The organism is Pseudomonas sp. P1.31 (assembly GCF_001269815.1).
Lineage (GTDB): Bacteria > Pseudomonadota > Gammaproteobacteria > Pseudomonadales > Pseudomonadaceae > Aquipseudomonas > Aquipseudomonas rustica.
Window position 1 is genome coordinate 183,082 of record NZ_LHVN01000007.1, and the last position, 20,933, is coordinate 204,014.

At 60.6% G+C, this 20,933-nt stretch carries 17 protein-coding genes and 1 pseudogene; 11 read left to right on the top strand and 7 right to left on the bottom strand.

The window, feature by feature from the left end; all coding sequences use genetic code 11:
• Window positions 1-102: 102 nt before the first annotated feature.
• The 6 genes from AD669_RS04040 to gatC form a co-directional block, all read right to left on the bottom strand.
• Window positions 103-483 (bottom strand): carboxymuconolactone decarboxylase family protein, encoded by a 381-nt coding sequence (locus AD669_RS04040; protein WP_016984177.1) that lies wholly within the window; start codon window positions 481-483, stop codon window positions 103-105.
• Window positions 480-1,541, bottom strand: coding sequence for a calcium/sodium antiporter (locus AD669_RS04045; protein ID WP_053117081.1), 1,062 nt, complete (start codon window positions 1,539-1,541; stop codon window positions 480-482). The genes AD669_RS04040 and AD669_RS04045 overlap by 4 nt, the downstream gene beginning before the upstream one ends.
• Before the next feature lie 46 nt (window positions 1,542-1,587).
• Window positions 1,588-1,959: a septal ring lytic transglycosylase RlpA family protein gene (locus AD669_RS04050; protein WP_053117082.1), complete on the bottom strand. Its 372-nt coding sequence runs from the start codon at window positions 1,957-1,959 to the stop codon at window positions 1,588-1,590.
• Between the two features lie 149 nt (window positions 1,960-2,108).
• Window positions 2,109-3,554: an Asp-tRNA(Asn)/Glu-tRNA(Gln) amidotransferase subunit GatB gene (gene gatB / locus AD669_RS04055; protein ID WP_008085412.1), complete on the bottom strand. Its 1,446-nt coding sequence runs from the start codon at window positions 3,552-3,554 to the stop codon at window positions 2,109-2,111.
• Between the two features lie 10 nt (window positions 3,555-3,564).
• On the bottom strand, window positions 3,565-5,016 hold the full coding sequence (gene gatA, locus AD669_RS04060; protein WP_053117083.1) for an Asp-tRNA(Asn)/Glu-tRNA(Gln) amidotransferase subunit GatA: 1,452 nt from the start codon (window positions 5,014-5,016) through the stop codon (window positions 3,565-3,567).
• A 16-nt stretch (window positions 5,017-5,032) separates the two neighbouring features.
• Window positions 5,033-5,320, bottom strand: coding sequence for an Asp-tRNA(Asn)/Glu-tRNA(Gln) amidotransferase subunit GatC (gene gatC / locus AD669_RS04065; protein ID WP_007901429.1), 288 nt, complete (start codon window positions 5,318-5,320; stop codon window positions 5,033-5,035).
• 212 nt (window positions 5,321-5,532) lie between these two features.
• On the opposite strand from gatC, the gene mreB reads away from it, so the two are divergent.
• From mreB to tldD, 8 genes are all read left to right on the top strand, one after another.
• Window positions 5,533-6,570: a rod shape-determining protein MreB gene (mreB, locus tag AD669_RS04070; RefSeq protein ID WP_002555108.1), complete on the top strand. Its 1,038-nt coding sequence runs from the start codon at window positions 5,533-5,535 to the stop codon at window positions 6,568-6,570.
• A 143-nt stretch (window positions 6,571-6,713) separates the two neighbouring features.
• Window positions 6,714-7,844, top strand: a complete 1,131-nt coding sequence (mreC, locus tag AD669_RS04075) for a rod shape-determining protein MreC (RefSeq protein WP_082341383.1) — start codon at window positions 6,714-6,716, stop codon at window positions 7,842-7,844.
• Window positions 7,844-8,335: a rod shape-determining protein MreD gene (gene mreD / locus AD669_RS04080; RefSeq protein WP_053117085.1), complete on the top strand. Its 492-nt coding sequence runs from the start codon at window positions 7,844-7,846 to the stop codon at window positions 8,333-8,335. The genes mreC and mreD overlap by 1 nt, the downstream gene beginning before the upstream one ends.
• Window positions 8,336-8,421: 86 nt before the next feature.
• A complete protein-coding gene (locus AD669_RS04085) occupies window positions 8,422-9,018 on the top strand; it encodes a nucleoside triphosphate pyrophosphatase (protein WP_053117086.1) in 597 nt (198 codons plus the stop codon).
• A gap of 58 nt (window positions 9,019-9,076) precedes the next feature.
• Window positions 9,077-10,534, top strand: coding sequence for a ribonuclease G (rng, locus tag AD669_RS04090; protein WP_053117087.1), 1,458 nt, complete (start codon window positions 9,077-9,079; stop codon window positions 10,532-10,534).
• A 75-nt stretch (window positions 10,535-10,609) separates the two neighbouring features.
• A complete protein-coding gene (locus AD669_RS04095; RefSeq protein WP_053117088.1) occupies window positions 10,610-14,413 on the top strand; it encodes a YhdP family protein in 3,804 nt (1,267 codons plus the stop codon).
• 134 nt (window positions 14,414-14,547) lie between these two features.
• Window positions 14,548-15,408 carry a carbon-nitrogen hydrolase family protein gene (locus AD669_RS04100; RefSeq protein ID WP_053117089.1) on the top strand — a complete coding sequence of 287 codons (861 nt, stop codon included), beginning with the start codon at window positions 14,548-14,550 and terminating at the stop codon, window positions 15,406-15,408.
• Window positions 15,409-15,412: 4 nt separating this feature from the next.
• The gene (tldD, locus tag AD669_RS04105; protein WP_008085093.1) at window positions 15,413-16,855 is read left to right on the top strand and encodes a metalloprotease TldD; all 1,443 of its coding nucleotides are present in this window, start codon (window positions 15,413-15,415) and stop codon (window positions 16,853-16,855) included.
• 90 nt (window positions 16,856-16,945) lie between these two features.
• Here tldD and yjgA read toward each other — a convergent pair whose 3' ends face one another.
• Window positions 16,946-17,470 carry a ribosome biogenesis factor YjgA gene (gene yjgA, locus AD669_RS04110; RefSeq protein ID WP_007915377.1) on the bottom strand — a complete coding sequence of 175 codons (525 nt, stop codon included), beginning with the start codon at window positions 17,468-17,470 and terminating at the stop codon, window positions 16,946-16,948.
• A 108-nt stretch (window positions 17,471-17,578) separates the two neighbouring features.
• Here yjgA and pmbA point away from each other — a divergent pair, with 108 nt between their 5' ends.
• From pmbA to AD669_RS04125, 3 genes and pseudogenes are all read left to right on the top strand, one after another.
• Entirely contained in the window at window positions 17,579-18,925 is a 1,347-nt protein-coding gene (gene pmbA, locus AD669_RS04115; RefSeq protein WP_053117090.1) for a metalloprotease PmbA, read from the top strand.
• A 238-nt stretch (window positions 18,926-19,163) separates the two neighbouring features.
• Window positions 19,164-19,570 (top strand): annotated as a pseudogene (locus tag AD669_RS04120) (FagA protein).
• On the top strand, window positions 19,551-20,927 hold the full coding sequence (locus AD669_RS04125; protein WP_053117091.1) for an aspartate ammonia-lyase: 1,377 nt from the start codon (window positions 19,551-19,553) through the stop codon (window positions 20,925-20,927). The pseudogene AD669_RS04120 and the gene AD669_RS04125 overlap by 20 nt, the downstream one beginning before the upstream one ends.
• Window positions 20,928-20,933 lie beyond the last annotated feature (6 nt).

Here is a 20,933-nt window from a genome sequence, read left to right on the forward strand (position 1 = left end):
TGCTCTTCCGGGCCTCTTCGCGAGCAGGCTCGCTCCCACATTTGAAATGCATTCCAATGTGGGAGCGAGCCTGCTCGCGAAAGCTATTTCACAGGCGCTGAATCACTCAGGTTTCTGATAGGTATCGATCACTTCCTGCGCCGCGCGAAACGCATCTATCGCCGCCGGCACGCCGGCATACACGGCGCAATGCAGCAGCGCCTCACGAATCTCGTCCACTGTGCAGCCGTTATTCAACGCCCCACGTACATGCCCCTTCAACTCCTGCGGGCACTTCAGTGCAGTCAGCGCGGCAAGCGTAATCAAGCTGCGCGTCTTCAGCGGCAAACCTTCGCGATTCCACACGCCGCCCCAGGCATGTTCATTAACGAAATCCTGCAGCGGCTGGGTGAACTCGGTGGCGTTGCCCAGCGCGCGATCGACAAACGCATCGCCCATTACCTGGCGGCGAACTTCTACCCCGGACTTCTTCGATTCGGTCATGGCATATCACTCTTGTGGTGTTGGCGGCGCCAGGCGCGGATGGACGTAAACAACAAATACCCCAGCAGCGGCGGCAGAACGTAAAACAGCATCAAGCGCTCGAGCTTGCCGGCCAGCGGCATGCCGGTGGTGAACGACACCACGTGCAGCCCGTAGACCAGATACAAACCGAGCAGCAACAAACCTTCGGCGCGGGTCACGCGGTAGCCGGAATAGAACACCGGCAGGCACAGCGCGGCGACACCGAGCATCACCGGCAGATCGAAATCCAGTGCGTTCGGCGATACCGACAATGGTGTCGGCGCGATCAAAGCGGTGAGGCCGAGCACGCCGAGCAGGTTGAACAGATTGGCGCCGATCACGTTGCCCACGGCGATGTCGCGTTGGCCGCGCAGGGCGGCGATCAGCGAGGTCGCCAGTTCCGGCAGCGACGTGCCGACGGCGACCACGGTCAAACCGATCACCCGTTCCGAGAAGCCCAGATCCGTCGCCACCACCACGGCAGCGCCGAGCAGCAAATGACCGGCAAAAACCAACATCGCCAGCCCGAAGATGATCATCAAAACGCTGGCAAGCCATGAGGTTTTTACCGCGTCGGGTTGCGCGGAATGCGGTCGCGCCGAGTGCCGTGACTGGCGCAACAGCAAGCCGAGATACAACGCCAAAGCGCCGAGCAAGAGAATGCCGTCGAAGCGGCTGATTTCCTCGTTCCACGCCAACACGAACACCAGCAGACTGGCGCCGATCATCAGCGGAATGTCGAGACGCACCAGTTGCCGTGACACGCGCAGCGGAATGATCAGCGCCGACAGGCCGAGAGTTACAAGGATGTTGAAGATGCTGCTGCCGACCACGCTGCTGACGGCGATATCGGGGTTGTGCCCCAGCGCGGCTTGCACGCTGACGGCCATCTGCGGCGCACTGCTGCCGAGGGCGACAATGGTCAGGCCGATGATCAGTGGACGCACATGCAGACGCTCGGCCAGACGCACCGCCGCGCGCACCATCAGTTCTGCGCCGAAGATCAGCAGGCACAGGCCGGCGAGCAATTCGATCACGCTGATCAGCGGTAAATCGGTCAGTCCGAAAATGGTCAGCGCTCCATCAGTCGAGGGCCTGCACGCGAACCCGCGCGGTACCGCTGCTGAGCATACCGAGTTGTTTGGCGGCTTCGCGTGAAACATCAATCAGGCGTCCACGCGTATGCGGGCCACGATCGTTGATGCGCACCACAACGGACTCATCGTTTTTCAGGTTGGTGACCTTCACCCGCGTGCCAAAGGGCAACTGGCGGTGGGCGGCGGTCAGGGAATTCTGGTTGAATGCTTCGCCACTGGCGGTGCGTTTACCGTGGTGCTTGGCACCGTAATAAGAAGCGACACCGGTCTGGTCGTAACCGTGCGGGTCGATGGTGTCGGTACTGGCACAACCGGCCAGCAAAGAGAGCAGGGCGCAGGCGCCGAGCAGACGTTTCATTCGAAAGCTCCCAGATAACAATGTGGGAGCGAGCTTGCTCGCGAAGAGGCCGTCACATTCAGCATTGATGTTGAATGTCATGACGCCTTCGCGAGCAAGCTCGCTCCCACAGGGAATAGAGCCAGGCTTTGGATCTGGCTCAATTGCGGTCAGCCTTCGAGCTTGCTTTTCAGCAGTTCGTTCACTTGCTGCGGGTTGGCTTTGCCTTTCGACGCTTTCATCGCCTGGCCGACAAAGAAGCCGAACATCTTGCCGCGTTTGGCTTCATCCGCCGCGCGATACTGTTCAACTTGCTCGGCGTTGGCCGCAAGCATTTCGTCGAGCACCGCCGAGATTGCGCCGCTGTCGGTCACTTGTTTCAGGCCGCGTTTTTCGATGATCTCGTCTGCGCTGCCTTCACCGTTGGCCATCGCTTCGAACACCACCTTGGCGATCTTGCCGGAGATGGTGTTGTCCTTGATGCGCAGCAGCATGCCGCCCAACAGTTCCGCCGACACCGGCGACTCGTCGATGTCCAGGCCTTGCTTGTTGAGCAGGCTGCCCAACTCGACCATCACCCAGTTCGCCGCCAGTTTGGCGTCGCCGCCGATGCTCGCGACTTTCTCGAAGTAATCGGCTTGCTCGCGGCTGGTGGCCAGCACGCTGGCGTCGTAGACCGACAGACCGAATTGCTCCTGGAAGCGCTCGCGTTTCTGCGGAGGCAGTTCCGGCAGGGTGGCGCGCACCTCGCCGAGGAACGACTCTTCGATGACCACCGGCAGCAGATCCGGATCGGGGAAGTAACGGTAGTCGTTGGCTTCCTCTTTCGAACGCATCGGACGGGTCTCGTCCTTGTTCGGATCGTACAGACGGGTCTGCTGGATCACTTTGCCGCCGTCTTCGATCAGCTCGATCTGACGCTGGATCTCGGAGTTGATCGCCTTCTCGATGAAGCGGAACGAGTTGACGTTTTTGATCTCGCAACGCGTGCCGAACTCGACTTGGCCTTTCGGGCGGATCGACACGTTGCAGTCGCAACGCAGCGAACCTTCGGCCATGTTGCCGTCGCAGATGCCCAGATAACGCACCAGCGCGTGGATCGCCTTGACGTAAGCCACGGCTTCCTTGGCGCTGCGCATGTCCGGCTCGGAAACGATTTCCAGCAGCGGCGTGCCGGCACGGTTCAGGTCGATGCCGGTGGCGCCGTTGAATTCTTCGTGCAGGCTCTTGCCGGCGTCTTCTTCCAGGTGCGCGCGGGTGATGCCGACGCGTTTGACGGTGCCGTCTTCCAGCGCGATGTCCAGGTGGCCCTTGCCAACGATCGGCAATTCCATCTGGCTGATCTGGTAGCCCTTCGGCAAGTCCGGATAGAAGTAGTTTTTACGGGCGAACACGTTGTGCTGACCGATCTCGGCGTCAATCGCCAGACCGAACATCACCGCCATACGCACCGCTTCCTGGTTCAGCACCGGAAGAACGCCGGGCATGCCCAGATCGATCAGGCTGGCCTGGGTGTTCGGCTCGGAACCGAATGTGGTGGAACTACCGGAAAAGATTTTCGACCGGGTGGTGAGCTGAGTGTGAATCTCCAGCCCGATCACGACTTCCCATTGCATGTGTGTCTCCTCAGAAGCCGGTTGGGGTGCGTGTGTGCCAGTCAGTGTTGAGCTGATACTGGTGCGCAACATTGAGCAAACGGCCTTCCTGGAAATACGGCGCAAGCAACTGCACGCCCACCGGCAGACCGTCGACAAAACCGGCCGGCATCGACAGGCCCGGCAGGCCCGCGAGGTTGGCGGTGATGGTGTAGACGTCTTCCAGATAAGCAGCGACCGGGTCACTGTTCTTCGCGCCAAGCTTCCAGGCCGGGTTCGGCGTGGTTGGGCCGAGGATGACGTCGACTTCATTAAAGGCAGCCATGAAGTCGTTCTTCACCAGGCGACGGATCTTCTGCGCTTTCAGGTAGTAGGCGTCGTAGTAACCGGCGGACAGTGCGTACGCGCCGACCATGATCCGGCGCTGGACTTCCGGGCCGAAGCCTTCGCCACGGGAGCGCTTGTACAGGTCGATCAGGTCTTTCGGTTGCTCGCAGCGATGGCCGAAACGCACGCCGTCGAAACGCGACAGGTTCGAAGAAGCCTCTGCTGGCGCGATCACGTAGTACGCAGGAATCGCGTGCTGCATGTTCGGCAGGCTGATTTCCTTGATCACGGCACCGAGCTTCTGCAGCTCTTTAATGCTGTTCTGGATCAGCTCGGCGATGCGCGGGTCGAGACCGGCGCTGAAGTATTCCTTCGGCACGCCGATGCGCAGGCCTTGCAGCGAATCGCCCAGGCTTGCGGAGTAATCCGGAACCGGCTCATCGATGCTGGTGGAGTCGTTCTGATCGAAGCCAGCCATACCTTGCAACAAAATTGCGCAGTCTTCGGCCGTGCGCGCCAACGGGCCGCCCTGATCGAGACTGGAGGCGTAAGCGATCATGCCCCAGCGCGAAACGCGACCGTACGTCGGTTTCAGGCCGGTGAGGTTGGTGAACGCTGCTGGCTGACGAATCGAACCGCCGGTATCGGTGGCCGTCGCCGCAGGCAACAGACGAGCGGCAACTGCCGCCGCCGAACCGCCGGACGAACCGCCCGGTACGTGTTCCAGATTCCACGGGTTTTTCACCGCGCCGTACCAACTCGACTCGTTGGCCGAACCCATGGCGAATTCGTCCATGTTGGTCTTGCCCAGGGTCACGGCGCCGGCAGCGGCCAGTTTCGCGACCACGGTGGCGTCGTACGGGGCCTTGAAGTTGTCGAGCATCTTCGAGCCGCAGCTGGTGCGAATGCCCTGGGTGCAGAACAGGTCTTTGTGGGCGATCGGCGCACCGAGCAGGGCGCCGCTCTCTCCGTTGGCGCGGCGTGCATCGGCGGCTTTCGCCTGCTCGAGGGCCAGCTCTTCGGTGAGGCTGATGAAACTGTTGAGCTGCGGATCGAGCTGGGTGATACGCGCCAGCAGGACTTTGGTCAGCTCTTCGGAGGAAAACTTTTTATCGGCGAGACCGCGGGCGATCTCGGCCAGAGTCATTTGATGCATTGCAGGCTCTTTCCCTTTAGTCGATGACTTTCGGAACCAGATACAGGCCGTTTTCGACCGCTGGTGCGATGGACTGGTAGGCCTCGCGGTGATTAGTCTCGGTCACGACGTCGGCACGCAGGCGCTGACTGGCTTCCAGCGGGTGGGCCAGAGGCTCGATACCGTCGGTATTAACAGCCTGCATTTCGTCGACCAGCCCGAGAATGCTGTTGAGGGCGGAAGTAATGTGTGGAAGATCAGCATCATTGAGGCCAAGGCAGGCCAGATGAGCAATCTTTTCCACGTCGGAGCGTTCTAGCGCCATCGGGATTCTCCAGTGGAAAACAGAACACACGGCGTCCGTGTGTTAGATTGTTCGGAACACTACCGCACTTCTACGGTCATAAGGCCGCGATTGTGGGGCTTGGTGCACAGAAAAGCGGCCAATTTAACATATTGGCGCCTTGCCCAAAATCCCTGTCGTTGTTAGAGTTTGCCGCACTTTTTTACCCACGCGTTGCCTAGGGTCCCTTTCCCATGTTCAAGAAACTGCGTGGCATGTTTTCCAGCGATCTTTCCATTGACCTGGGCACTGCCAACACCCTTATTTACGTGCGCGAGCGCGGTATCGTCCTGAATGAGCCATCGGTTGTGGCTATTCGGACACACGGTAATCAGAAAAGTGTCGTCGCTGTCGGCACCGAAGCCAAGCGCATGCTCGGTCGTACGCCGGGCAACATTGCTGCCATTCGTCCGATGAAAGACGGCGTGATCGCCGATTTCAGCGTCTGCGAAAAGATGCTGCAATACTTTATTAACAAAGTTCACGAAAACAGCTTTCTGCAGCCTAGCCCTCGTGTGCTGATCTGCGTTCCATGCAAATCCACCCAGGTTGAGCGTCGCGCCATCCGTGAATCGGCCCTCGGTGCCGGTGCCCGTGAAGTGTTCCTGATCGAAGAGCCAATGGCTGCTGCGATCGGTGCCGGCCTGCCGGTCGAAGAAGCGCGCGGTTCGATGGTCGTGGATATCGGTGGTGGTACCACTGAAATCGCACTGATCTCCCTGAACGGTGTGGTCTATGCCGAATCCGTACGCGTTGGCGGCGACCGCTTCGACGAAGCGATCATCACCTACGTGCGCCGTAACTACGGCAGCCTGATCGGTGAATCCACCGCTGAGCGCATCAAACAGGAAATCGGTACTGCCTACCCGGGCGGCGAAGTTCGCGAAGTCGATGTTCGCGGTCGCAACCTGGCCGAAGGCGTTCCACGCGCATTCACCCTGAACTCCAACGAAGTGCTGGAAGCTCTGCAAGAGTCCCTGGCCACTATCGTTCAGGCTGTGAAAAGCGCGCTGGAGCAATCGCCGCCGGAACTGGCTTCCGACATCGCCGAGCGTGGCCTGGTGCTGACCGGTGGTGGCGCGTTGCTGCGTGACCTCGACAAGTTGCTGGCGCAGGAAACCGGTCTGCCGGTGATCGTTGCCGAAGATCCGCTGACCTGTGTTGCTCGCGGCGGTGGCCGTGCATTGGAAATGATGGATAAGCACACCATGGATCTGCTCTCCAGCGAATAAGTGCTGGGTTGCAATACGTGGGTGAGCGCGCGCAGGCAGCACTTTGCAGTGCTGCCTGTTGGCGTTTATCTTCTGTCAGTCTTCATCCAGGCCGGTTTGATGCCGTATGAATAAACAGAACATTTGCCTGGGAGGAGCGGCTTATTAAACCGCTTTTCGCCAAAGGCCCTTCGTTGGGTGTGCGCCTGTTGGTGCTGGCCGTGCTGTCGGTCGCGCTGATGGTCGTCGATGCCCGCTTCAGTCTGCTCAAGCCTGCACGCAGCCAGATGTCGCTGGTGCTGATGGATGCCTACTGGATCACTGACCTGCCCGGACGTTTATGGGAAGGCGTGGCCAGTCAATTCGGCAGCCGTACCGAGCTTGTCGCCGAAAATGAAAAACTCAAAACCGAAAACCTGCTGCTGCAGGGGCGCATGCAAAAGCTTGCCGCCCTCACCGAGCAGAACGTTCGGCTGCGCGAGTTGCTGAATTCTTCCGCACTGGTCAATGAAAAGGTCGAAGTGGCCGAGTTGATCGGCATGGATCCCAATCCCTTCACCCATCGCATCATCATCAATAAAGGTGAGCGCGATGGCGTGGTGCTCGGTCAACCGGTGCTCGATGCGCGCGGCTTGATGGGCCAGGTGGTCGAGTTGATGCCGTACACCTCACGTGTATTGCTGTTGACCGACACCACTCACAGCATTCCTGTGCAGGTGAACCGTAACGGTTTGCGCGCGATTGCCAGCGGCACCGGTAACCCGGAACGTCTGGAATTGCGCCACGTTGCCGACACCGCCGACATCAAAGAAGGCGATCTGCTGGTCAGCTCCGGTCTCGGCCAGCGTTTCCCGGCCGGTTACCCGGTGGCGACGGTCAAGGAAGTGATCCACGATTCCGGTCAGCCCTTCGCCATCGTCCGCGCCGTACCGACGGCAGCACTGAACCGCAGCCGCTACATGCTGCTGGTGTTCAGCGACACCCGCACGCCGGAAGAGCGCGCCAATGACGCCGCTCAAGCCCAGGAAAATCTCGACGCGCAGGGCGGTGGCCCGGTGATTCCGGCCACTGTGCCGAAAACCGTCACGCCACCTGCCGCCGCTGCGGCGACTCCAGCAGCAACGCCCGCCGCACCGGCCGCTGCCGCTGCGACACCGGCCAAGCCTGCTGCGAGCAAACCGCCAGCGGCGTCTAAACCGCCCGCCGCCAGTAAACCTCCGGCCGCTCAGCCGGCTGCACGGCCAGCGGCGAAACCGCCGGTGACTGCGCCCGCCACCACCGGGAGACAAGAATAATGGTCGGAGCGACTGCCTCGCGTAACGGCTGGATCGTCTGGCTGACCTTTGCCATCGGCCTGCTGCTCAGTGTTTCGCCGTTGCCGCAATTCATGGAAATCCTCCGCCCGCTGTGGCTGGCGCTGCTCCTGACGTTCTGGGCGCTGTACATGCCGCAGACGGTCGGGATGGTCACCGCGTTTTGTCTGGGGCTGGCCGAAGACGTGCTCTATGGCACGCTGCTGGGGCAGAACGCCTTGATCCTCACGCTGATTACTTTCCTCGTCCTCTCGTTGCAACAGCGCTTGCGCATGTTCCCGATGTGGCAGCAGTGCCTGGTGATTCTGGTGATCTTCGGCCTCGCCCAGCTCGTGCAGCTGTGGCTCAGCGCGTTGACCGGTAACCGTCAACCGACGCTGGCGCTGGTATTGCCGGCACTGGTCAGCGCCTTGCTCTGGCCGTGGATCAGCTTCGCTCTGCGTGGATTGCGCCGCCGCTACAAGATCAATTGAATCGATCAGGCATGTGCCCGCACCGGTGACGCCGCCAACAGGGAAGAGTATTTGTGAGGCAGGGCACTAAACAGGGAGATGTCGTGATGAAGTCGCTTTACCTTGCCTCAGGTTCGCCGCGTCGGCGTGAATTGCTCACGCAGATCGGCGTGCCGTTCACCGCCATCAGCGCGGACATCGATGAAACCCCTTTAACCAACGAATCCCCTTCGGCCTACGTCGAGCGTCTGGCGCGCGGCAAAGCCGAGGCCGGGCGACGCACGCTCGTGTCTGCCGAACAGCATTGTGTGCTGGGCGCGGATACCGCTGTGGTGCTCGACGGTAAAATTCTCGGCAAACCGGTGGACGAAGCCGACGCATGCGCCATGCTGATGATGTTGTCCGGCAAGGAGCATGAAGTGCTGACGGCAATCGCCGTACTCGACGACGAGCGTTGCGAGTCGCGCGTGGTGCGCAGTCTGGTGCGGTTCCGCCCGATCAGTCGTGAAGAAGCCGCGGCCTACTGGGCCAGCGGTGAACCCCGCGACAAGGCCGGTGGCTATGGCATTCAGGGCCTCGGCGCAGTGTTTGTCGCCGGGCTCAATGGCAGTTACTCGGCGGTGGTCGGGTTGCCTGTTTGCGAAACCGCAGAACTGCTGGGCCATTTCGGCATACCCTGTTGGCAAAACCTAAGCGCGCAATGAGCGTCGTACGAAACCAGATGCGGCCATTATCGTGAAAATGTCTGAACGAGATCCTGCCATGAGTGAAGAGATTCTGATCAACATCACGCCGATGGAGTCGCGCGTGGCGGTGGTCGAAAACGGTGTGCTGCAAGAAGTCCATGTCGAGCGCACGCAAAAACGCGGGATCGTCGGCAACATCTATAAAGGCAAGATCGTCCGGGTACTGCCGGGCATGCAGGCGGCATTCGTCGACATCGGTCTGGATCGCGCCGCGTTCATTCATGCCTCGGAAATTTCCCTGCGCGAAGGCTCCTCCGTTGAAAGCATCAGCGCGCTGGTGCACGAAGGCCAGAGCCTGGTGGTGCAAGTCACCAAAGACCCGATCGGTTCGAAAGGCGCACGCCTGACCACACAACTGTCGATCCCGTCGCGCTATCTGGTGTACATGCCGCGCACCGCCCACGTCGGCATTTCCCTGAAAATCGAAGACGAAGCCGAGCGTGAACGCCTGAAAAAAGTGGTCAGCGATTGTGTGGCCAAAGAAGGCATTCAGGAGGCGGGCGGCTTTATCCTGCGCACCGCGGCTGAAGGCGCCGGCGCCGAAGAAATCCTCATGGACATTCGTTATCTGCGCCGTTTGTGGGATCAGATCAACGAACAAATCAAAACCATCGGCGCGCCGAGCGTGATCTACGAAGACCTCGGTCTGGCCTTGCGCACGCTGCGCGATCTGGTCAGCCCGAAGATCGAGAAGATCCGCATCGACTCGCGGGAAACCTTCCAGAAAACCACGCAGTTCGTCGCCGAGCTGATGCCGGAGATCGCCGATCGTCTGGAACATTACCCGGGCGAGCGGCCGATTTTCGATCTGTATGGCGTTGAAGACGAAATCCAGCGCGCCCTTGAGCGCAAAGTCCCGTTGAAATCCGGCGGCTATCTGGTGATCGATCCGGCGGAAGCCATGACCACCATTGACGTCAACACTGGCGCGTTCGTCGGTCATCGCAACCTTGAAGAAACCATTTTCAAGACCAATCTCGAAGCCGCCACCGCGATTGCCCGGCAGATGCGCCTGCGCAATCTGGGCGGGATCATCATCATCGACTTCATCGACATGGAAGATGAAGAGCACCAGCGTCAGGTGCTGCGCACGCTGGAGAAACAGCTGGAGCGCGATCACGCCAAGACCAACATTATCGGCATCACCGAGTTGGGCCTGGTGCAGATGACCCGCAAGCGCACCCGCGAAAGTCTTGAGCAAGTGCTGTGCGAGCCGTGCAGCAGTTGTCAGGGCCGTGGCAAATTGAAGACTCCGGAAACCATCTGTTACGAGATTTTCCGCGAGATTCTGCGTGAGGCCCGTGCCTATCAGGCCGAGGGTTATCGCGTACTGGCGAACCAGAAAGTGGTTGATCGACTGCTCGATGAAGAATCGGGTAACGTCGCCGAACTTGAAGGGTTTATCGGTCGCACCATTCGCTTCCAGGTGGAAACCATGTATTCCCAGGAACAATACGACGTGGTGCTGCTCTGATCCCCTGCGTCACATTTTTTCTACCGCGGCTGGCCTCAGCTTTTCGCAGTTTTATTGCCATGGGAGCCATCTGACATGGAGCGTCTGACACGCATTCTGGCCGCACTCACCCGTTGGGGGCTGGGCCTGTGCGCGTTGGTTCTGGTGTTGATGGCGTTGTACGTCAGCCTCGGCCGCGAGCTGACCCCGCTGGTCGCCGAATACCGCACCGACATCGAAGACAAGGCCAGCGCCGCCCTTGGCATGCCGTTGCAGATCGGCGAGCTGGAAGGTAACTGGAGCGGCTTCGCCCCGATCCTGCTGGCACGCGATGTGATGGTCGGCAGCGGCGCCAATGCGTTGCGTCTGGATCAAGTGCGCGCCGTGCCTGATCTCTGGGCCAGCCTGTTGGCCCGCGAAGTGCGCATTGCCCATCTGGAACTCAATGGCCTGAAGATCAGCCTCAAGGAAGCCGAGGACGGCAGTTGGGCGCTGGAAGGTCTGCCAGTGCAGAACGATCAACCGCTGGATGCGCAGCAGTTGTTCAATCGTTCGCAAATGATTCAGCAACTCTCGGTGCTCGACAGTCAGGTGACCCTGCAGCCGCAGGATCACGCGCCGATGACCCTCACCTATGTCGGCCTCAACCTGAAAACCGGCGCCAGTCGCCAACGTCTCGATGCCCGTTTGACTCTGCCGGACGGCCAGCCCGTGGCGATCAACCTGCGCACGCGCCTGCGTCCGGAGCAATGGCAGGACAGCACGGTCGAGGGCTACGCCAGTCTGCCGCAAAGCGATTGGGCGAAATGGTTGCCCGAGCGCCTGACCCAGCAGTGGAATTTCTCCGAGATCAAGGCCGGCGGTGAGATCTGGATCGATTGGGCCAAGGGCACGCTGCAAAGCGCCTCTGTTCGCTTGAACGCGCCGCAAGTCACCGGCGCCTATGGCGAGCGCAAGCCTATCCAGATCAACAACCTCGCCATCAACGCGTACTACCGCGACGGTGGCGACGGCGCGGCAGTGACGTTCGATTCGCTGGCGATGAATTTCGGCGAAACCCGCTGGGAATCCCGCGTTCAACTGCAACAGACCCGCGCCACCGACAAAGTGGAAGAGCTCTGGCATCTGCAGGCTGATCGTCTGGATCTGACGCCGATCACGCCATTGCTCAACGCGCTCGGGCCGTTACCCAAAGGTTTCGCCGAAGTGGTCGATCACCTGAAAGTGACCGGTGGCCTGCGTAACGTGCTGCTGGATTTCCGTCCGGCGGCCACTGACGGCACAAAATTCAGCTTCGCTGCCAACCTCGACAAGGTCGGCTTCGATGCCTATCACGGCGCGCCCGCCGCGCGGAATGTCAGCGGCAGCCTCAGCGGTAACCTCGACGGCGGCGAACTGCGCATGGACAGCAAGGATTTCGTCCTGCACCTCGATCCGATTTTCGCCAAGCCATGGCAATACATTCAGGCCAACGCGCGCCTGACCTGGAAACTCGATAAAGACGGTTTCACCCTGATCGCGCCGTACCTCAAAGTGCTCGGCGAAGAGGGCAAGATTGCCGGCGACTTCCTGATCCGTCTGCATTTCGATCACAGCCAGGAAGACTACATGGACTTGCGCGTCGGTCTGGTCGACGGCGACGGTCGCTACACCGCCAAATACCTGCCAGAAGTCTTGAGCCCGGCGCTCGACGAATGGCTGCGCACGGCGATCCTGAAAGGCGCGGTGGATGAAGGTCTCTTCCAATATCAGGGCTCGCTGAGCAAGGACGCCAAAGAAGCCGATCGCAGCATCAGTCTGTTCTTCAAGGTGCATGACGCCGAACTCGCATTCCAGCCGGGCTGGCCGCATGTCAGCAAGGTTAGCGGTGATGTGTTTATCGAGGACAGCGGCGTCCGCATTCTGGCGAAAAAGGGTCAGTTGCTCGACACCCAGGTCAGCGATGTCTCGGTCAATATTCCGCATGTGCCGTCCGGGCAGAACTCGCACTTGCTGCTGGATGGCGCGTTCGCCGGTGGTCTGGGCGATGGTTTGAAGATTCTGCAGGATGCACCGATTGGCACCGGCGAAACCTTCGCCGGTTGGGAAGGCTCAGGGGATCTTCGTGGCAAGCTCAAACTCGACGTGCCGCTGGGCAAAGGCGAGGAGCCGAAAATTCTCGTCGATTTCAAAACCGCCAACGCGAAGTTGAAACTGGCCGAGCCGAAGCTGGAGCTGAGCCAACTCAAGGGTGATTTCCGCTTCGACAGCGCCAAAGGCCTTAGCGGGCAGAACATCAGCGCACGGGCCTTCGACAAACCGGTGACCGCGCAAATCTTTGCCGACGGCAGTCCGGGCAAACTCAAAACGCGTGTTGCGGCGACCGGGCAGGTCGAAGTCAAGAAGCTCACCGACTGGCTGGCGGTGACGCAACCGTTGCCGGTATCCGGGACGATTCCGTATCAACTGCAATTGAATCTGGACGGCGCCGACAGCCAATTAATGGTCAGCTCCAACCTCAAGGGCGTGGCGGTGGATCTGCCGGCACCGTTCGGCATGGCGGCGGATGTCGGGCGCGACACGGTGTTCCGCATGACCTTGCAAGGGCCGGAGCGGCGTTATTGGGTCAATTACGATCAACTGGCCAATTTCACCTATGCCGCGCCATCGAGCGGTTTTGCTGACGGTCGCGGTGAGTTGTTCCTCGGGGCGGGCGAGGCGGTGTTGCCGGGCGCCAAGGGCTTGCGCATCCGCGGTGTGCTGTCGGAGCTGGACGTCGCGCCGTGGCAGGATCTGGTCAACAAGTACGCCGGGCAGGATCCGGGCGGCAGCGCCAACAAATTGCTCAGCAGCGCGGATATCAAAGTCGGCAAGCTGACAGCGTTCGGCACCACGCTGGATCAGGCGTCGGTGCAGCTCAATCGCAAACCTGGCGCGTGGGCGTTGGCCCTCGACAGTCAGCAGGCTAAAGGCACCGCCAGCCTGCCGGACGCCAAGGGCGTGCCGATTGCGGTGAACATGCAATACGTGAAGCTGCCGGCGGCGGATCCGAATGTGCAGACCGACGAGAACGCCCCCGATCCTTTGTCCTCGGTCGATCCGACGAAGATTCCCGCGCTGGATATCACCATCAATCAATTGTTCCAGGGCCAGGATCTGGTCGGTGGCTGGTCGCTGAAAATCCGCCCGACTGCCAAAGGCATCGCCCTGAACAGCCTCGACATGGGCCTCAAAGGCATCCTGTTGCAGGGCAACGGCGGCTGGGAAGGCGCGGCGGGCTCGAGCAACAGCTGGTTCAAAGGGCGGATCAGCGGCAAGAACCTCGCCGATGTGCTCAAGGGCTGGGGTTATGCGCCGAGCGTGACCAGCGAAGATTTCCACATGGACGTCGATGGCCGCTGGCCGGGCTCGCCGGCGTGGCTGGCGACCAAGCGCTTCTCAGGCACCCTCGATGCCTCGCTGAACAAAGGTCAGTTCGTTGAAGTGGAGGGCGGCGCGCAGGCGTTGCGCGTGTTCGGTCTGCTCAACTTCAACTCGATTGGTCGTCGCTTGCGCCTGGACTTCTCCGACCTGTTTGGCAAAGGCCTGAGCTACGACCGGGTCAAAGGCCTGCTGGTGGCGACCAACGGTATTTACGACACCAAAGAGCCGATTCGCCTGACCGGGCCGTCGAGCAACATCGAACTCAACGGCAAACTGGACATGGTTGCGGAGCAAGTCGACGCCAAGTTGATGGTGACCTTGCCGGTGACCAACAACCTGCCGATTGCCGCGCTGATCGTCGGTGCCCCGGCGATTGGCGGTGCTTTGTTCCTGATCGACAAGCTGATCGGCGACCAGGTGGCGCGCTTCGCCAGCGTCAAATACACCGTCAAAGGCCCATGGAAAGAGCCGAAAATCACTTTCGACAAGCCTTTTTGAGTAGCATGACGCTATCCCCGTGTAGGAGCTGCCGCAGGCTGCGATCTTTTGATGTTGTTTTTTAAAAGCCAGATCAAAAGATCGCAGCCTGTGGCAGCTCCTACACCGTCACATGCAGATTCCGAGGAGCGGCCATGTCTTTTGCGGTGATTCAAATGGTCAGTCAGAGTGACGTGCTGGCCAATCTGGCTCAGGCCCGGCGCCTGCTCGAACAGGCTGCCGCCGGGGGCGCGAAGCTTGCGGTGCTGCCGGAAAACTTCGCCGCCATGGGCCGTCGCGACGTCGCTGATATCGGCCGCGCCGAGGCATTGGGCGACGGCCCGATCCTGCCATGGTTGAAACAGACCGCCCGCGACCTCAAGTTATGGATAGTGGCCGGCACATTGCCGTTGCCGCCGGTGGATCAACCGACGGCGAAGGCCAATGCCTGCTCGCTGCTGGTCAACGAACACGGCGAAATCGTTGCACGCTATGACAAGCTGCACCTGTTCGATGTCGATGTCGCCGACAATCGCGGCCGTTACCGCGAATCCGATGACTATGCTTATGGCAGTGGTGTGGTGGTGGCGGACACGCCGGTGGGCAAATTGGGCCTGACCGTGTGTTACGACCTGCGCTTCCCGGAGCTGTACAGCGAATTACGCGCGGCCGGTGCTGAATTGATTACAGCACCGTCGGCGTTTACCGCGGTGACCGGCGCAGCGCATTGGGACGTACTGATTCGCGCGCGGGCCATCGAAACCCAGTGTTATGTGTTGGCGGCAGCGCAGGGCGGAACCCATCCGGGGCCGCGCGAAACGTTTGGCCATGCGGCGATTGTCGACCCGTGGGGCCGCGTGCTGGCGCAACAGGATCAAGGCGAAGCGGTGTTGTTGGCCGAACGCGATAGCAGTGAACAAGCGTCCATCAGGGCGCGGATGCCGGTGACGAGTCATCGGCGGTTTTTCTCGCAGGGCGCACAGCGACCTGCTTCAGAACATGAATTTAAGGCGTAAACCTATGAGCGAGTTGTTGTCCTCAGTCAGTGATCACCTGTTGGCACCGGGCGGCGTGACCATCGAGAGCCTGCAAGGCGTACTCGGCGATCTGGCCGGCCCGGGCATCGATGCCGCCGACCTGTATTTCCAGGGACAGATCTCCGAGTCCTGGGCGCTGGAAGATGGCATCGTCAAGGAAGGCAGCTTCAACCTCGATCAGGGCGTTGGCGTGCGCGCGCAATCCGGTGAGAAAACCGGTTTCGCCTACAGCAACGCGATCACCCTCGAAGCCCTCGGCGCAGCGGCTCGCGCGGCACGTTCGATCTCCCGTGCCGGGCAAAACGGCACGGTGCAGGCGTTCACCAGCCAAGACGTCGCCCAGTTGTACGCGCCGGATAACCCGCTGGAAGTACTGAGCCGCGCCGAGAAAGTCGAGTTGCTCAAGAGCATCGATGTCGCGACCCGCGCGCTAGATCCGCGTATCCAGCAAGTCAGCGTAAGCATGGCCGGTGTCTGGGAGCGGATCCTGGTCGCGTCCACCGACGGCGGTCTGGCGGCGGATGTGCGCCCTTTGGTGCGTTTCAACGTCAGCGTGATCGTTGAGCAGAATGGTCGTCGCGAGCGCGGCGGGCATGGCGGCGGCGGGCGTACCGACTACCGTTATTTCCTCGCCGAAGACCGCGCCATGGGCTACGCCCGTGAAGCGTTGCGTCAGGCGCTGGTGAATCTGGAAGCGATCCCTGCCCCGGCCGGTACTTTTCCGGTGGTGTTGGGTTCGGGTTGGTCTGGCGTGCTGTTGCACGAAGCCGTCGGCCACGGTCTGGAAGGCGATTTCAACCGCAAGGGCAGTTCGGCCTACAGCGGGCGCATGGGCGAAATGGTTGCCTCGAAGCTTTGCACCATCGTCGATGACGGCACCTTGAGCGGCCGTCGTGGTTCGCTGAGTGTCGACGACGAAGGTACGCCGACGGAGTGCACCACGCTGATCGAAAACGGCGTGCTCAAGGGTTACATGCAGGACAAGCTCAATGCGCGTCTGATGGGCGTGGCCCGCACCGGTAATGGTCGTCGTGAATCCTACGCACACCTGCCGATGCCGCGCATGACCAACACCTACATGCTCGGTGGCGAAAGCGATCCGGCGGAAATCATCGCGTCGGTGAAGAAGGGCATCTACTGCGCCAACCTCGGCGGCGGTCAGGTCGACATCACCAGCGGCAAGTTTGTGTTCTCCACCAGCGAGGCGTACCTGATCGAAGACGGCAAGATCACCGCGCCGGTCAAAGGCGCGACGTTGATCGGCAACGGCCCTGAGGCGATGAGCCGGGTGTCGATGGTCGGTAACGATCTGGCGCTGGACAGCGGTGTGGGGACGTGCGGCAAGGATGGGCAGTCGGTGCCGGTGGGCGTGGGTCAGCCGACGCTGAAAATCGATGCGATCACCGTCGGTGGCACGGGCGCATAAGAAACGTGTGTAGGAGCTGCCGCAGGCTGCGATCTTTTGATCTTTAAAAAGCAAAGATCGCAGCCTTCGGCAGCTCCTACAAGGATGAGATCAACGCAGACCGCGTTGAGTCTCGTCCAGCTCACGGATGTACTTGAAGATCTTGCGGCTGGAAGCAGGAGGTTTGTTTTGCGCAACCTCGTGCTGAGCCTGACGGATCAAGGAACGCAATTGCTGGCGATCGGCGTCCGGGTACTCGACGACGAATTTTTCCAGCACGGCATCGTCGCCCGCGATCAGGCGATCGCGCCAGCGTTCCAGGTTATGGAAACGCTCGTTGTATTGGCGAGTGGAGGCATCGAGTTGATCGAGCAAGGTCAGAATCGCGTCAGTGTCCTGGTCGCGCATCAGTTTGCCGATGAACTGCAAATGCCGTTTCCGCGCGATATTCGCGGTGTGCTTGGGCGCATCGGCCAAGGCCCGGCGCATGGCGTCGGTCAGTGGCAGTTTTGCGATCAAGTCAGGCTTGAGTGTTGTAAGGCGCTCGCCAAGGTCAACCAGAGCATGCAGCTCGCGTTTGACCTGAGATTTGCTTTTTTCTCCCGTATCGAGGGAGTCGTCGTAAGAATCAACCATGGTGGCAGTCCGCAAAGAAACGCCGCCATGATAACCAGTCGGGGGCCGCTTGTCCGGCCCGGTCGCTCGATGGCCCCAGCCGAAAGCAGAATTTGAGTGGAGATGAGCATGAGTGCAGTTGAAAGCGTCGGCCCGCAGGCATTGCCGGCACTGCAGGAACAGGTCGAGCAGATCATCGCCGAAGCCAAACGTCAGGGCGCCAGCGCCTGTGAAGTCGCGGTGTCGCTGGAGCAAGGCTTGTCCACGTCCGTGCGTCAGCGCGAAGTCGAAACAGTCGAATTCAACCGCGATCAGGGGTTTGGCATCACCCTGTACGTCGGTCAGCGCAAAGGCTCGGCCAGCACGTCCGCCACCGGGCCTGAAGCGATTCGCGAAACCGTCGCGGCCGCATTGGCGATTGCCAAGCACACCTCTGAAGACGAAGCCTCTGGCCTGGCCGATGCCGCGCTGATGGCCAAGGATCTGAAGGATTTTGATCTGTTCCACGAATGGGACATCACCCCGGAACAGGCGATCGAGAAGGCGTTGATCTGCGAAGCGGCGGCGTTCGATGCCGATGCGCGGATCAAGAATGCCGATGGCACCACCCTCAGCACTCACCAAGGCTGCCGCGTTTATGGCAACAGCCACGGTTTTATTGGTGGTTACGCGTCGACCCGACACAGCCTGAGCTGCGTAATGATTGCTGAGGCCGACGGCCAGATGCAGCGCGATTATTGGTATGACGTCAGCCGTCAGGGCAGTCTGCTGGCGGATCCGGTGAGCATTGGTCAGCGAGCTGCGCAACGGGCCGCGAGCCGTTTGGGCGCGCGTCCGGTGCCAACCTGTGAAGTTCCGGTGCTGTTTTCCGCAGAACTGGCAGGTGGCTTGTTCGGCAGTTTCCTCTCGGCGATCTCCGGCGGCAGCCTGTATCGCAAATCATCGTTCCTCGAAGGCACGCTGGGGCAGAAGCTGTTCCCGGAATGGCTGACCATCGATGAGCGTCCACACCTGATGCGCGCCATGGGCAGTTCGGCCTATGACGGCGATGGTCTGGCGACGTACGCCAAACCGTTCGTCGAAAAGGGCGAATTGGTCTCGTACATCCTCGGCACGTATTCCGGGCGCAAACTCGGCATGCCGAGCACCGCTAACGCGGGCGGCGTGCACAACCTGTTCGTCACCCATGGCGACGAAGACCAGGCGGCGCTGTTGAAGCGCATGGGCCGTGGTTTGCTCGTCACCGAATTGATGGGCCATGGCTTGAACATGGTCACCGGCGACTATTCACGCGGCGCGGCGGGTTTCTGGGTCGAGAACGGCGAAATCCAGTTCGCGGTGCAGGAAGTGACCATCGCCGGCAACATGCGCGACATGTTCAAGCAGATCGTCGCGGTGGGTAACGACCTGGAACTGCGCAGCAACATTCGCACGGGTTCGGTGTTGATCGAGCGGATGACCGTCGCGGGCAGCTAAACCGCAACCGTCACAAAAAAAGGCGCGCCACCCACCCGGATGGCGCGCCTTTTTCATGCCTTACACAAATCCCCTGTAGGAGCCGAGCTTGCTCGCGAAGGCGGCATGTCAGTCGACATCAATATTGGCTGAGCCGACGCTTTCGCGAGCAAGCTCTGCTCCTACAGAAAAGCATGCTCTTGTTTTGGTTCTCATTATCATCTAATAATAAATCTCATTATCGGATGAGCCCAGGATCATGAGTTCTGCCTTGCACGAGCAGCCGTACCTCGAAAGCTGGCGCTGGATGAGTCGCCAGATCCGTTGCGCGATGGATCCTGACGAACCGCGCCTGATCGAACATTACCTGGCCGAGGGCCGGTACCTGTCTTGTTGCACCGCGACTCACCCTGGACGGTCGCCGAAACCTCCTTCCGTTTGCTGCTCGACACGGCCACCGACATCGCGCTGCCGTGGCACTGGCGCAGCCTCTGTCTCGACCAAGCCTGGCGCCCGCTGCGTGAAATGGAGCGCCTGTCCCTGTGCAAATGCCGGCTCAAACGCTGGCAGCGCTACACCTGGCAGCTCGCCACTTGCGAGTTGCTTCCCTCGATTCCTCTCATTGAATTAGTCCAAGGATTTACCGATGACCAAGACACGTATTGAGCGCGACAGCATGGGCGAACTGCAGGTGCCGGTGGACGCTCTCTACGGCGCGCAGACCCAGCGCGCAGTGGATAACTTCCCGATCAGCGGCAAACCGATGCCGACGCAATTCATCCGCGCGCTGATCCTCGCCAAAGCCGCCGCCGCCCGCGCCAACGTTGAGCTGAACCAGATCAGCGCCGCTCAAGGCAAAGCCATCAGCGACGCCGCCCAAGGTTTGCTTGAAGGCGATTTCATGCAGCATTTTCCGGTGGATATTTTCCAGACCGGTTCCGGCACCAGCTCCAACATGAACGCCAATGAAGTGATTGCCACCCTGGCCAGTCGCCTGCTCGGCGAGCCGGTCAACGCCAACGATCACGTCAACTGCGGCCAGAGCAGCAACGACATCATTCCGACCACCATTCACGTCAGCGCCGCGCTGGCCCTGCACGAACAACTGCTGCCGGCGCTGCTGCACCTGGTGCAAGTGATCGAACACAAAGCCGGGCAAGTGCATCACCACGTTAAAACCGGTCGCACGCATTTGATGGACGCGATGCCGGTACGCATGAGCCAGGTGCTCAACGGCTGGGCGCAGCAGCTCAAGGCCAACATCGCTCATCTGCAGGATTTGTTGCCGAGCCTGCAATCCCTCGCGCAGGGAGGCACAGCGGTCGGCACCGGGATCAACGCACATCCTGAGTTCGCCGCGCGTTTCAGCCGTCAGTTGAGCCAATTGACCGACGTGCAATTCACCCCGGGCAAAGACTTGTTCGCGCTGATCGGCTCGCAAGACACCGCTGTCGCCGTCTCCGGCCAGCTCAAAGCCATCGCCGTCACTTTGATGAAAGTCGCCAACGACCTGCGCTGGATGAACTCCGGCCCGCTCGCCGGCCTTGGTGAAATCGAGCTGGAAGCCCTGCAACCGGGCTCGTCGATCATGCCGGGCAAGGTCAATCCGGTGATTCCGGAAGCCACCGCCATGGTCGCCGCGCAGGTGATCGGCAACGATTCGGTGATCACCATCGCCGGCCAGTCGGGCAACTTCGAATTGAACGTGATGCTGCCGATCATCGCGCAGAACCTGTTGAGCAGCATCGAATTGCTGGCCAATGCCAGCCGCCTGCTCGGCGACAAAGCCATCGCCAGCTTCAAGGTCAACGAATCGCGCTTGAAAGAAGCGTTGTCGCGCAACCCGATTCTGGTCACTGCACTCAACCCGATCATCGGTTACCAGAAAGCCGCCGAAATCGCCAAGCAGGCTTACAAAGAAGGCCGTCCGGTGATCGACGTCGCCCTGGAACACACCGATCTGTCACGCAGCCAACTGGAAGAGTTACTCAATCCCGAGAAACTCACCGCCGGCGGCGTGTAAATCCCG